Source organism: Aeromonas sp. HMWF017 (assembly GCF_003061465.1).
Taxonomy (GTDB): Bacteria; Pseudomonadota; Gammaproteobacteria; order Enterobacterales; family Aeromonadaceae; genus Aeromonas; species Aeromonas veronii.
This window is the reverse complement of sequence record NZ_QAJD01000170.1, coordinates 2,398-15,936: the sequence shown is the minus strand read 5'-3', so window position 1 is coordinate 15,936 and position 13,539 is coordinate 2,398. Positions and strand designations below refer to the sequence as shown.

At 62.3% G+C, this 13,539-nt stretch carries 11 protein-coding genes and 1 pseudogene; 4 read left to right on the top strand and 8 right to left on the bottom strand.

Annotated features, from left to right (window positions below; translation table 11 throughout):
- Nucleotides 1-101, top strand: a pseudogene (locus DBR30_RS22560) (LysR family transcriptional regulator); the annotation flags it as partial.
- Between the two features lie 63 nt (nucleotides 102-164).
- On the opposite strand, the gene DBR30_RS18810 reads toward DBR30_RS22560, so the two are convergent.
- The 6 genes from DBR30_RS18810 to DBR30_RS18785 all read right to left on the bottom strand — a co-directional run bounded on the left by DBR30_RS18810 (nucleotide 165) and on the right by DBR30_RS18785 (nucleotide 4,818).
- On the bottom strand, nucleotides 165-488 hold the full coding sequence (locus tag DBR30_RS18810) for a DUF1820 family protein (RefSeq protein ID WP_108541397.1): 324 nt from the start codon (nucleotides 486-488) through the stop codon (nucleotides 165-167).
- 138 nt (nucleotides 489-626) lie between these two features.
- The gene (locus DBR30_RS18805) at nucleotides 627-1,514 is read right to left on the bottom strand and encodes a YjjW family glycine radical enzyme activase (RefSeq protein WP_108541396.1); all 888 of its coding nucleotides are present in this window, start codon (nucleotides 1,512-1,514) and stop codon (nucleotides 627-629) included.
- 10 nt (nucleotides 1,515-1,524) lie between these two features.
- Entirely contained in the window at nucleotides 1,525-3,051 is a 1,527-nt protein-coding gene (locus DBR30_RS18800; RefSeq protein WP_108541395.1) for a YjjI family glycine radical enzyme, read from the bottom strand.
- 122 nt (nucleotides 3,052-3,173) lie between these two features.
- Nucleotides 3,174-3,509 carry an AzlD domain-containing protein gene (locus DBR30_RS18795; RefSeq protein WP_108541394.1) on the bottom strand — a complete coding sequence of 112 codons (336 nt, stop codon included), beginning with the start codon at nucleotides 3,507-3,509 and terminating at the stop codon, nucleotides 3,174-3,176.
- A gap of 1 nt (nucleotide 3,510) precedes the next feature.
- Nucleotides 3,511-4,218, bottom strand: coding sequence for an AzlC family ABC transporter permease (locus DBR30_RS18790; RefSeq protein WP_108541393.1), 708 nt, complete (start codon nucleotides 4,216-4,218; stop codon nucleotides 3,511-3,513).
- 120 nt (nucleotides 4,219-4,338) lie between these two features.
- Complete coding sequence (locus DBR30_RS18785) at nucleotides 4,339-4,818, bottom strand: L,D-transpeptidase family protein (protein WP_042084254.1); 480 nt, start codon at nucleotides 4,816-4,818, stop codon at nucleotides 4,339-4,341.
- A gap of 278 nt (nucleotides 4,819-5,096) precedes the next feature.
- Here DBR30_RS18785 and DBR30_RS18780 point away from each other — a divergent pair, with 278 nt between their 5' ends.
- Nucleotides 5,097-8,264, top strand: a complete 3,168-nt coding sequence (locus DBR30_RS18780; protein ID WP_108541392.1) for a S41 family peptidase — start codon at nucleotides 5,097-5,099, stop codon at nucleotides 8,262-8,264.
- A gap of 15 nt (nucleotides 8,265-8,279) precedes the next feature.
- On the opposite strand, the gene DBR30_RS18775 is transcribed toward DBR30_RS18780, so the two are convergent.
- Nucleotides 8,280-9,572 (bottom strand): ferredoxin reductase family protein, encoded by a 1,293-nt coding sequence (locus DBR30_RS18775; protein WP_108588477.1) that lies wholly within the window; start codon nucleotides 9,570-9,572, stop codon nucleotides 8,280-8,282.
- 308 nt (nucleotides 9,573-9,880) lie between these two features.
- On the opposite strand from DBR30_RS18775, the gene DBR30_RS18770 reads away from it, so the two are divergent.
- Nucleotides 9,881-10,117, top strand: a complete 237-nt coding sequence (locus DBR30_RS18770; protein ID WP_108540892.1) for a hypothetical protein — start codon at nucleotides 9,881-9,883, stop codon at nucleotides 10,115-10,117.
- 80 nt (nucleotides 10,118-10,197) lie between these two features.
- Here the strand turns inward: DBR30_RS18770 and DBR30_RS18765 are convergent, their stop codons facing one another.
- Nucleotides 10,198-12,063: a M3 family metallopeptidase gene (locus DBR30_RS18765; RefSeq protein WP_108540891.1), complete on the bottom strand. Its 1,866-nt coding sequence runs from the start codon at nucleotides 12,061-12,063 to the stop codon at nucleotides 10,198-10,200.
- A gap of 276 nt (nucleotides 12,064-12,339) precedes the next feature.
- On the opposite strand from DBR30_RS18765, the gene DBR30_RS18760 reads away from it, so the two are divergent.
- Nucleotides 12,340-13,539: methyl-accepting chemotaxis protein (locus DBR30_RS18760; protein ID WP_258224500.1), on the top strand; the 1,200-nt coding region annotated here is incomplete at its 3' end.

Sequence of the window (13,539 nt, the reverse complement as noted above, 5' to 3'; positions counted from 1 at the left end):
GTCACAGTCTGGTCTGGTATGGCCCGGCCGGTGATGGCTCGGCCCGCCACTGGTTCCGCCAGCGGATCCTGCAACTGGGTCGCGAATTGATTGAGCCCTGAGCCGGATGACAACGAGCAGAGATTGATGTTTCACCGCGGCGAAACATCAACGGCAAGTAGGGACTAGGGACGTTTGGTATAGATGGGGCTGGGGAAGGAGGCAACGTTGCTGCCCAGATCCGTGATGCGAGCTGCCCCCTGCTTTTTCACCTGATCGATGCGCAGCACCTGATGCATGGGAATAAGGGTCTGGCGCACATCGGCAAATTCGCTCTTGAGCTTCTCGTGACTGGGATCGACGATAAGCGCCGTATGGTTATCCCAGACAAAATCGGCAATCTCGATAAAACCGAACAGCTGGCCCTGATTGACTTCGCGCACATAGACTTCGTAGCGCTCGCAGTGGCAAATAAACTGAACCCGATATAACGCCTTGCTTTCACTCATGATTATCTGTCATTGAGGGGTAAGAAGATGGCCATTATTCTAGCCGCCGTTCTCGCCCCCTCCAATAGACAGAAATCACAGTTGCGGCCTTTCCATGCCGCTCCTCACGCCATGACGATCACCGGATGACGCAGCCACTCAGCCCATCAAGGCAGGCAGTGAGACCGGCCCCAATCCCGCTGCGCGCAAGCGGTTGGCCAGCTGTTCCAGCTCGGTTTGGTGAGCCTCTGGCCATTGCGCCGCCTCTCCCCACACCCCGTGGTGGCGAAAGCCGTTGAGGCGAATGGGCACAGGCCCAAGCTGCTGCAGGAAGGTGGCGAGATCCTCGTCCAGCTCACCATTCGCATCCAGAAAATCGCTCTTGCCCGGTACATGGAGCAGCCGCAGTTCGGTCAGCTTGCCGTGGCGTGCCAGTAGTTGCAGCGATCCCAGCACCCGCTCGCGACCATAGCCGGTCAGGGTGTGATGCACCGAGTCACGCCACCCCTTGAGATCGAGCATGGCGCCGTCGAGCACCGGCAGCAGCCGCTGCCAGCCGGTTTCGGCCAGAGAACCGTTGCTGTCGAGCAGGCAAGTGAGATGGGCCAGATCCGGCGCGCCCTTGATGGCGGCAAACAGCGCAACCACGAAGGGGAGCTGGGTGGTCGCCTCACCACCGGAGACGGTAATTCCGCTCAGCAAGGGGCCGTAGCGGCGCAACAGGGCCAGCACCTCGGCCACCGTCATGGTTGTGGTCTTGGGATTGGCACTACGCGGGCAGACATCCAGACAGGCATCGCAATCGGTACAGAGCGCCTCCTGCCAATGAACCTTGCCCTCGCTCATGGTGAGGGCGCCGCTCGGGCAGACCGCAAGGCAGTCGCCGCAATCGTCGCACAGCCCTATGGTGTGCGGATTGTGGCAGCCGGGGCAACGAAAGTTGCACCCTTGCAGAAACAGCACCAGCCGGTTGCCCGGCCCGTCGACACAGGAGAACGGCAGCACCCTGCTTACCAGGGCGCTGCGTGTTGGCAAAACATCAGCCATCGGTGCGAGCTCAATACTCACCGATGGTCGATTCGTGGGCGACCACCCGCGGCGCCCGCTGCCGGATGGCGGTCACTTCACTCGCCTCCGCACCGAGACAGGTGGTCTGCAAGCGCGAGCCTTCTTCTGCAAAACGAGCTACGTCGCTCTTGCGGATCATGTAGCCGGTCACCCGCACCAGATCGCTGTCGGCCACGTTGGCGGTGAACTCGCGCATACCGATAGCGAGCGCCCCTTTGCAGAGCTGCAACAGTGCCTGCGGGTTCTGGCGGATGGTGGGATCCAGCGTCAGGATCTCGCTGATCCCCGAATGGTAATAAGTGTGGTGCGGCGCCAGCGCCAGCACATGGCTGGCCGGATCCGGCTCATGCCCGTAAGGGATGCGCACCCCGGGGGTAACAGCCACATCGATGCTGAGGCCACCTTGCGAGTGCAATAAAGCGCGGCCACCCCAGGCATGGGTCTGCGGGGTCGTGGTCACATAGGCGGAGAGCTGGGCCGAGATGCGATAGCCAAGCTGGTTCGCCTCCTCGCCATGGCCGTAGCGATCCGGCAGATTCTCTTTATCCATCAAGATATTGACCGCTTCCGCCATGCCGTAGATGCCGAACATGGGGACGAAGCGATCCTCATCCAGCAGCCCCTCTTTCACCAGGAAGCTGTTGAAGAAGCCGGACTCCTGATGCAAGAAAGCGGCCCGCGCTTCGATCAGCTGGGAGGCCAAGCGGCAGTAGTGGGGCAGCAGGCAACCGAGGAAGTCATCGATCCCCTGACACTGCTCGGCGACCCGCTTGAGGGAGATGCGCACCAGGGTATTGGCGCCGCCCGCCTGCGGCAGGGCGTTGTAGCAGCTGACGATACCAAAACCACGCTGGTCGAAGGTATCGCGGTGGATCGGGTAGTTGGCGATGTGCGGCTTGCTGCACTCGGCGATGTTCTTCACCGCCTGCAGCAGCAGGCTGTCCGGGGTCTGCTCCGGATCGTGGAAGAAGGTGAGGTTCGGCGCCACCTGCTTGAGCTCGTTGTCGATGCGCAGGATCAGGCGGCAGATGCGGTTGTCATCCGGCCCGATGTTGACGTGCATGAAGGCGTCCGGCAGCACCCTGTCCAGATAGACCCAGAACCCCTTCAGCTTGCGATATAGGGTCTCGTCATCCAGTTCGCCGACAAACGGCAACAACAGATGGTCGAGCCGCCCCAGCCAGACCGGCATGCCGGTGACGGAGGGGACATGGTGATAGAGGATGCGCAGGGCGTTGAGCGCCTCGTCGAAATCCTGTGGTGGTGCCAGCTCCAGCCAGGCAGAGCCCTGAGTCAGAAATTTTTCATAGTCCGGCAGCACATAGCGCGGCTTGTAGGGGGCGTGCCCTTCGAACATGTCGCAGATAAATCCCTGCTCCATCGCCTCGGCGACTGCGGCAGGCAGGTCGGGGTAAGGCAACGCATTCTCGGCGGCCAGCGCCAGCGCGTGGCTCTTCTGGGCGACGGAGAGATGGGGATCGCGCACGATGCGCTGACAGGTTTCGATCAAAGACATGGGACACTCCTTCACGGATAGAGCTCATATCCTCACCATTTGCAGGCTTTTTTTGAAGTGACATTCATGACATGTCGGATGTCGAATAATGACATCCATTACACAAGATCACGGCTCGCGCTTCACCAAGGCAAGAGCTCGGCTATGCCTCCCAGCCAGCGCAGCAGGAAGAAGCCCCCCATTCCGCCCACCACCACAACCAGAGTTGGCAGCCGCAACAGGGTCAAGAGCATCACCCACAGGGTGGCGGCCAGGTAGTCAGGATCCCAGTCAAGACCTATCCCCGGCTCGTAGCTAAAGACGATGGGCAACCAGATGGCAGTCAGCACCGACTGGGCCGAGAAGCCGAGAAACGCCCCCATCTCGGCACCCGGCTGATATCGGGTCAACCGAGAAAAGAAGGCGAAGCGGTTGAAAAAGGTGATCAGGGCCAGAAGGCCAATCATCAGCCAGCTCACGCTACCTCCTCATCCGGTGCAGCACATAGCCCACCACCATGCCAGCCAGAGCCGAGACGATGATGTGGATCTCCGCCAGCAGCGGCTTGGTAAGCAACGCTGTGCCGCCGCTCACCAGAGTGGCCGCCACCATGGGCAGGTTTTTCATGGCGGGAATGGTCATGGCGATGAAGGTGGCCGCGATGGCAAAATCCAGCCCCATGCTGTCCAGTCCATCGATGTACTGGCCGGCCGCGATGCCGAGCAGGGTCGCCAGATTCCAGAACAGATAGAAGACGAATCCCGCGATGAGCGCGTAGGCCGGATCAAAGTGGCCGCTGCGCTCACGGTCTTTCAGCGCCACAGCGAACATCTCATCAGTCAGGAAAAAGGCAAGGCTGGCCCGCCAGCGCAGGGAGAGCGGCAATACGTCACGGCGGAAGGTGAAGCCGTATAGCAGATGCTGGGAAGTGATCACCATGGTGGAGCCCATGATGGGCAGCAGGGGCGTGCCCGCCCCGAACAGGGTCGTGGCCGAGAGCTGGGCGGCTCCGGCGTAGACCAGCAACGACATCAGCTGAGCCTGAAGCGGACTCAGCCCTGCCTGCAACGCCAAAGCGCCACACAGGATCCCCCAAGGGATCACCGAAATGGAGAGCGGGAGCATATCCAGTGTGGCACGCCACCAGAGCATCCCCGTTCGCTCGGGCAAGCTCGTTACTGACATCATGTGATCTTCCTTGTCACAGCCAAAGCGAGCCGAAAAAACTAGCACGGGACAGCAAGCGCTGTCACGTCATCACTGGCGGGAAATAAAACGCCCGCGGAGTCGCGGGCGTGCACAAGGGGATCAGGGCTCGATGACGATGGGCGTACCCGGGTCAATAGCGTCCCACACCTCATCCAGCTCGTGGTTGAGCATGGCGATGCAGCCGTTGGTCCAGTTGGAGGGCTGAACCCTGCGGTTGCCAATGCTGTTGCGCTGGCCGTGGATCATGATCATGCCACCCGGACGAACACCCAGCTCATTGGCGCGCTTGATGTCATCCAAGTTCGGATAGTTGATATGGATGGCTTTGTAGTAGCCGGAATTGGTCTTCTTGTAGTCGAGGGTGTAGCGCCCTTCCGGCGTACGCTGATCCCCTTCCTGCTGCTTGTGCCCCTTGGGCGCCGGGCCCAGAGCAATCCAGTAGCGCTTCAGTTCTTTGCCATCCTTCATCAGGGTCAGGCTATAGGTCGACTTCTTGACCACCACCAAATCGGCTTTTTCGGTAAAGGCAAAACTCAATGCGGGCCAAAGCCCCAACAAACACAGTAATACGGCTCTCATTCCATCCCTCGACAAGCCTCTGGTGCGGGCTTTTCTTGTTACCAGATCATCTGAACGATGCCCGCCGAGCGGCGAGCGAGCGCCATGATATTGGATCGCCATCAATACTCAATATGCCCGGCAAAACATATCTTGCCGCAGCAAGGCCATCTTCCTTGAACGCCGTCATTCGGCATTGGTAATTAACAGTTAAAACAACAAGATACAAAAATTATCGCGCTGGCACACGGGGCAATGATCGGCGAAGATAACATTCTACTCCCCGACAGGATCATGCCATGCGCTCTTCGTGCCGCCTCGCCACCCTACTGTTCTCGCCACTCCTGCTCTGGCTGCCTGCCAGTGTCGCCGCCGATGCACTCTGGCTGCGCGAGCCCGCCCTCTCTCCCGATGGCAAGCAGCTTGCTTTTACCTGGCAGGGGCGCATTTTTGTCGCCAGTGCCGATGGTGGCCCCGCTACGGCGCTCACCGGCAGCGACTACCTGAGCCAGCGGCCAATCTGGTCACCGGATGGCAAACAGCTCGCCTTTGCCGCCAATCTCTACGGCAACGAAGATGTGTTCGTGGTACCCGCCAACAGCGGCGAGATGGTGCGCCTCACTCGCGATTCGCGCACCGATCTGCCGCAAGCCTTCAGCGCCGATGGCAAACGACTGCTGCTGAGCAGCCAGCGGCCGGGGGCTCCCGATGCCGACCATTTTGTCGCAGAAGGCTACCAATGGGGCGAGCTCTACTGGACCCCGATCAGCGGCGGCACCTTGCAGGCCGATCTGCCGCTGCCTGCGACCCTGGCCCGCCCCCACGGGGAGCGGCTCGCCTATCAGATGCCCGCGGCGGATCAACCCTTTCGCAAGCATCAGCACTCGTTCGCGGTGCCCCGTCTCTGGCTGTTTGATGGCAAGCAGCACAAGCAGCTGACCGAAGATCGGGTGGCGGCCACCGATCCGGTCTGGAGCGACAAGGGGGACAGCCTCTTTTACCTGAGCGAGCGCAGCGGTGATTTCAACGTCTGGCGCCGGGATCTCGCCAGCGGCAAGGAGCAACAGCTGACCCACTATCAGGGCCATCCGGTGCGGGGGCTCAGCGCCTCTCGCAATGGTGATCTGGTCTGGTCATGGCTGGGTGAACTCTATCGCCTCGATGCCGGTAGCAGCGAGCCACGCAAGCTGACCCTCACCCCGCAAGTGGCGAGCGCGCCGGATGAGGCGAGCGAGGCCCTGACCCTGGCCGACGAAGCGCTGGTCAGCGAAGAGGCGGATGAGCTGATCCTGGTGAGCGAGGGCAACCTGTTTGCCGTCGACCCCGAGCGGGAGCGGGTGCGCCAGCTGACCCGCAATCCGAGCGAGCAATCCAGCCCCCTCTTCGCCGAGCAGGGCCGCGCCCTCATCTATCTGTCGGAGCAGCAGGGGCACGCCGCCCTCTATCGCCTGCGCAAGGGGGATCCGGATCTGCTGTTCAGCGATCCCGGCACTCTGACCGAGAGCCTGCTGCTGGCCATTCCCGACAAGGGGATCAGCCGTCCGGTGCTCTCCCCCGACGGCAAGCAGCTCGCCTTCGTGGTGGATGGTCAGGCCATCCACCTGCTGGATCTGGCGAGCAACAAGCAGCGGGAGCTGGTGCCTGCCAGCTTCAACCCGTCGCGCCACGAGGTGCATCTCGCCTTTGCCCCCGACTCCCGCCATCTGGCGCTCACCTTCCGCCCCGATGCGGCAGAGCAGGAGATCGCGGTGATCGACACGGCCAACCCCAAGGCCAAACCGGTCAATGTCAGCCTCAACGGCTATCAGGATGGGCAACCGGGCTGGAGCCAGGATGGCGCCATCCTCTACTGGCAATCGACCCGGTTTGGCGCACTGGGGCCCGATGGCGAGCCCCTCGTCACCAACCTGCTCGGCATTTACAGCAGCCGCGCCGCCAGAGCCGATGCGATTGCCGAGCTGGAGCCGCCGAAAGGGGGATACGGCTTTGAGAGCGATCGCCTCAACCATCGCGAAGCGCTGCTGCTGCAACCCACCGGCACCCTGCTCGCCAGCCGCATCATCGGCGACCAAGTGATCTATCTGGTGGAGGAGATGGGGGTCAACAGCGAGAGCGAGATCAAGGGCTACAGCCAGGATCTGCGCAAGGGCAGAACCAGCGAACTGTTTGGCGAGCAGCCCGGCCCTGCGCTGGCAAGCCTCAACCAGCAGGGCACCCTGGCTACCCTGGTGCGGGATGGGGAGATCACCCGCATCCACCTCGACTCCGGCGAAGCCACCAGCGCCCCCTTCGCCTTGCAGCCCACCAGCCGCTGGCAGGAACGCATGACCGCCGCCTTCGATCAGATCGCCCGGCTCACCCGGGACGAGTTCTATCTGGACGATATGAACGGGGTGAACTGGGATAGCTATGTCGCCGCTTACCGCCGCCTGCTGCCGGGCATCGGCAACCCGCGGGATTTTGGCAACCTGTTGGCAGAGCTGGCTGGCGAGCTCAATGTCTCCCACACCTGGGGCAACGGCCCCGCCCCCTTCCCCCGCATGGCGGACGAGACCGCCAGCCTTGGCGGCTACTGGCAGGATGGCGAGCAAGGGGTGATGCTCACCGCCCTGCTCTCTGGCGGCCCGCTGGATCAGGAGAGCGATATCGCCCTGGGCGCCCGCCTGCTCGCCATCAACGGCAGCCCGATTGCCAATCTGGCCGAGCTGGATCGAGCCCTTAACCATCAGGCCGGTGCCCGGCTCGCCCTCACCTTCCAGCAGGAGGGCAACAAGCAAACTGACGAGGTGGTGCTCACCGCCATCGACAAGCAGCAGGAGTACCAGCTGCAACAGGATCGCTGGATTGAGAAACGGCGGGAGCTGGTGGCTAGCCTGAGCAGAGGACGGGTCGGCTACGTCTATCTGCCGGCAATGAATAGCGAGGTCTACGATGCAGTGGTGGCGGATGCCCTCGGCAGGCAGCGCAATCGCGAGGCGCTGATCGTCGATGTCCGCTTCAACAGCGGCGGCTATCTCGCCAATACCCTGGTGGAGTTTCTGACCGGCAGCGGCAGCACCAAGGGGATGGCCAGCAGCTGGCCCCGTCAGGGCAAGGGGGAAACCGACGCCGCCACTCGCCAGTGGACCAAGCCCTCGGTGGTGCTGGTGAACGCCGCCAGCTACTCGGAAGGCTCCGCCTTCCCCGAGTACTACCGCGCCCTCAAGGTCGGCCCCATCGTCGGCGATCCGATACCCGGCACCGGCACCATGGTCTATAGCCACGACTCCCGGCTGATCCCGGGCCTCTCCTACGGCATTCCGACCCTGGGGCTGCGCAAGCCGGACGGCACCTTTTACGAGAATCAGGAGCTGATCCCGGATCTGCAGGCGCCTCTCACCCCCGCCGACATGGTGGCCGGGCGGGATCCGCAACTGGAGGCCGCGGTACAGGCCGCCCTCAAGCAGCTGCCCGCCAACGCCAAATAACGGCGCCCATCGAGCTCAACGAAAGCGGAACAGCTCGCGATGCAGATGCCCGTCCGGCAACAGCCGGGTCAGGGCATCTGCCATCCCCTCCGGCCCGCAAAACCACACCTGCTCGGGCGCATCCTGCGCGATGCGGGCCAGATCCAGCCGCCCGGCCGCCTTGTCCAGATGCAACTGATAACGCACACCGGTGCGATGACAGAGCTCGGCCAACCGTTGGTGGTAGACAGCCCCCACTAGGTCCGGCGCGCACTGGATCAGGGTGATCCCCTCGCCCCGCTCCCCACGGGCAGCCAGCCCCTCCAGCCAGGCGACGAACGGCGTGATACCGATCCCAGCCCCCAGCCAGAGGGCTCGGCCTCCCCCTTGCGGCGCAACAAAGGCGCCATAGGGGCCGGTCACCACCACCTCATCCCCGACGCGCGCCTCTGCCACCAGCTGGCGGGTATGATCCCCGAGCGCCCGCACCGCGATCACCAGCTGGCGCCGATCCGCTGACACCCGCACCAGGGTAAAGGGGTGCGGCCCCTCCTTGGCGTCAAACTCGAAGAAGGCAAACTGACCCGGGCGGTAATGGGCGAGCGGCCGCTCCAGCTGCATGGTCAGCTCGCAGGTGTGATCCGCCAACGCCCGCACCGCAATGACCCGGCCCGGATGGCGATCCCGCGCTCCCACTTGCCCCAACAGAGAGTAGAGGGCCCCGATAGCTCCGATCCCGCCGATCAACCAGATCGATACCCCCACGGGAGTCATGGCCCCAATCTGAGGCAACAGGCAGAGCCCGTGCCCCCACCCCGCCAGATAGATGAGCGGCGCCAGCCGGTGGATCAGCCGAAAGCGGCCATAACTCACCAGCGCCAGCAAGCTCACCACCACCAGCGCGATCAGCAGATAGAAACTCCACTCACCCAGGGTATTGCCAAGGGCATGGAGCGAGATGCCATTACCTGCGCCAGCCCCAGCACCGCTGGCCCCACGCCGCGCAGGACGGCTCAGCCAACCCGCCGAGACCGCCCACTTGGGCGCCTCCACCACCAGCCAATGCGCAGTGAGCGCCAATGTACCGCCGATGGCCGTCTGACGGTGCAATCGCAACATCCGGTCCAGACCGCCACACCACACCTCCAACTGCGGCAGGCGCAACGCCAGCAACAGCGAAATGGCCATATAGGTCATCCCCAGCAGGCCGGTCAGTAACAACATCTCATGGCGCCAGGGCCACACTCCGTTGGCATCCCCCGCATAACCGAGCCACCAGACTCCGACCGCCAGCAGTGGCAACAGCCACCACATCCATTTGTTCGTCATAACATGCTCCCTGGTTCCATCGCGGCAGGGCCTCATCTCCCTGCTGATGGCACCATTACACACCCGTCCGGTCACAAGACTTTGCCAGAGGGGGAAGCTTGTGTGGCAATGTGTGACAAACGGAAACAAAAGAGGGGCCGACTGGCCCCTCGTGATCACCCTTGTTGGCTCGCCCCTCTTCACAGGAGATAGCGCACAATCCACCTCCGCTGTGATTGACGACCTGCCAGAAAAAGGAATCAAATGGGGACCGTATATGTCTGCGGCGAACAACCTGCTGCCCACTCTTCCGGACAAGGAGTCCCCCCTTGCTTTCATCCACCGAACAACGCTACTGCCCGAGTTGTCAGCGCGAGACCAACCATGTCGTGGTGCTGGTCGACAAATCCTTTGGAAAAGAGGTGAAACCAGAGCAAAAGCGCAAAGCGTTTATCAAGGACTTCATTACCGGCTGGGCCGCCGGCCCCTTTCTGGCCAACATGGATCGCTTTGAACGCCACGCCATCTGTGAAAATTGCGGAAATAAAGTCATTGATGAATCGTGAATAATGAAAAAAAGAATGGCAGGAAGGTCGCCCCTCCTGCCAATTGCCTATTCATATCAAGCCTGCCTTCATCACATCACTTACTGCACGCAGCTCAGCGCCTCTCTGACATCTCCAGCAAAGTAGCACCGGGTAATCCACGCCTCGAAATCTGCCAGCATGCGGGTTTCCGACTCGCGGTTGTCGGCGATGAGCTCGGCGCCGTGTACCACCCGGATATGGGCATCGAGCGGGCGTCCCTCGCCAGCCGCGGGGCGCTGCTGCGCGGCAACCATGCAGGCTTGCGCTTGCAGCCATGATTCAGCCGCGCTCAGGTTGCATGCCTCGGCCAGCGGCACTGCGCTGAACCCCTCGCCAGTCAGACTGCGCAGGGTTTCATCGTGGCTCATGCCGTTGCCCGGCCCCCAGTAGTGGGCGGCCAGATCCGGCCCGATGCGCGGATTATCGGTAAGGTAGCCATCGCGTTTGAGGAAGTAAGCGCGGGTCTGCTCCACCGCCATCAGCGCCAGCAGGTAGCCGTGATAGGCGCAGGCCGACTCCTGATTAAGGAGGTGCGGAATGGCCAGCAACGGGCGCGGGCTCTCCACCCCGAGGATCTTGCGCTCCCACTTGCGGGCCAGCGCCAGCACCGCCTCGGGGGTGCGTGTGGCCTCGGCCATGGCGTAGAGATCCCGCTCGAAGTAGGCCACCAGCGCGATCTGGCGCTCGTTGAAGGCACGAAACGGCTGGCGCGCCTCAATCATCCCCTTGATAAGCGCATCGGGGATCGCCTCTCCTGCCGCATTTCTGGCGTAGCGTTTGAGCCAGTCGGCATCGTCCAGCAAGCTGTCGCAGAACATCGACTGGGTCTCGGCATAGGCCATGGAAGTGGGCGGAAACTCCTGGGAGAAACAGGGCGCGTTGCCAGTGACATTGGCAAAGTGCGCGGCGTGGCCCCCCTCGTGGAACAGGGTATTGAGGCCACTCCAGCCGCTGCCCACCTGCGCCGGATTGGCGAGGCTGGTGAAGTTAACCACCGCAGGCACCCACTCCCCTTTCTGGAAGAAGCTCGGCACCGGGCCGTGGCAGAAGCCGTTCTCGTATTTCCCCTCCCGGGTCAGCAAGTCCAGCGTCAGGGTTGCACCGCGATACTGGATGCCGAGTCGGCGGAAGCTCTCGACCCAGTCCCGCAGCGCCCGCGAGAAGGGCACATAGGGGTCGAGCTGGCGAGTCACGTCGCCACTGACGAAGTAACGCAGGTTGTGGGGCAACAGGGCCGCCTCCCCCTTCACCGCTTTCAGCTCGACGAGGCTTTGCTGCAGCCGGGCATCGGTGCGGGCAATGAAGTCATCGAGGATGGCGAACAGCTGCTCCGGGCTCATCTGCTCGTTCTTGCGCACCTTGTAGTCGAAGTAGTCGCGATAGCCCATGGCGCGGGCAAAGCGGTTGCGGATCGCCACCACCTCGAGAAAACCGTTGCCGACCACCCACTGCTCCAGGGTGTGTAACATGGCGAGCGCGCTCTGGCGCACCGCCTCGTTCGGGCTGGCGGCAAGGGACGTACTCGCGGCGGGCAGGCTGCCTGCGACCTGCTGGCCCTGCTCATCCAGCAGGGTCAGTTTCAGCCCCTTGCGGCGGGCGAACAGCGCCGCCTCAGCAGCCACCAACTCATCCATCAGGGCGGATGCGGCGGGATCTTCAATCACATTGCACTCGAAGAAGGCGATCCAGCCTTGCAGACCGCGCTTGAGATCATCCTCGTCGGCCTGCGCCAACATCTCCCGCAATTCGGGCAGACGGGCCGGATTGGCACAAAAGGCCTTGTAGGCCTGCTCGGCCGCGGTGAAACCGGCCTGATCGTCGCTGGTGCCCATATAGGTGGACCAGAAGAGATCCTCCTTGCGCCTGTGCACCTGCAGGTAGTCGGCGTTGAGCTGGTTGAAGTAATTCCTGGCAATGGAACTCATAAATTCCCTCTTGTTATGGGGTCACCCGCAGCGGGGCCCACTCCTTTTTTTAGTGAAATGCCAAATGATTCACACTCTTTGGCAAAAATTGCGCAGGGATGCGCATCAACACGCTACCAAAAAGTGGGGGTTGCTGTCTGCTGACTATACTGATGTTAAAACGCTCATTTGAGAAAGGTCGGCAAGAGACTGAAAGTAAATGAGTTGTTAACTCTTACGAACTGGCTGCCGCGGTACAGAGCCACATAAAATCAACAGGGAAATGAGGGTTTAGTCATGTTCAAGCTCGGTGATATTACCGTGAGCCGCAAATTGATTTTGCTGCTCGCACTGGCGTTTGTCGGTTTTGTCTCGCTGCTACTTATCTCGGCCAACGCGCTCCAGCGCAATCTGATGAGCGAGCGAGAGGCGCGGCTCAATGCGGTTCTGGAGCAGGCCATGAGCCAGATCCAGTTTCTGGCCAGCACCCTGCCAGCAGAGCAGGCTCAGCAGGAGGCACGCAAGCTGCTGACCAACACCCGCTTTGATGGCAACAACTATTTATTCGTCATCGACGAGAACCGCACCATGGTGGTTCACCCCATTCGCCCCGAACTGGTCGGCCAGAAGATGGGTGAAGGGGGGGCCGCCACCGCTGGTCAGTTCTGGTATCAGATGGTGGATATCGCCAAAGGGGGCAAACAGGGCACCCTGCAATATGTCTGGACAGGCCCATCGGGCGAAACCGCCGACAAGCTCTCCATGGTCTCCGGCTATCAGCCCTGGGGCTGGATCCTCGGTTCCGGCATGCTGCTGCAGGATATTCAGCAGACCATCTGGGCCCAGTACATGAAGATGGGTACCGCCACCGCCATCGTGATCCTGCTGATGGGGCTGCTGGGCTGGCGCATCACCCACTCCATCGTCTCCCCCCTCAGCCAGATCAACAACGCCATGCAGCGGGTCGCCAAGGGGGATCTGGTGGTGAGCATCCCGGTACAGGGCAAGGATGAGTTGGGAGTGGTCGCCCGCTGCACCAACCAGAGTCTCGATGCCATCCGTCACGCCCTGCTGGAGGCCAGCCAGGGGGCTCGCAACGTGGCGGATGCCGCCCTGCGCATCGCCGCCTCTGCCGAGCAGACCAATCAGGCGGTGACCAGCCAGCGGGATCAGCTGGCCCAGCTAGCTACCGCCATGAACGAGATGAGCGCCACCATCTCCGATGTGGCCGGACACGCCGAAAATACCGCGCGGGATACCCAGGAAGCGACCGGAGAAGCCGGGCTCGGCAACCGCGACGTTCACGCCAGCGTGCACGGCATCAAGGCGCTGGCCACCGAGGTGGAGCAGGCCACCCAGCAGGTCAACCAGCTCAAGGAGGGGGTAATGCAGATCAGCGAAGTGACCGCCGTCATCAGCGCCATTTCGGAGCAGACCAACCTGCTGGCCCTCAACGCCGCCATCGAGGCAGCCCGTGCCGGTGAGCAGGGCCGCGGC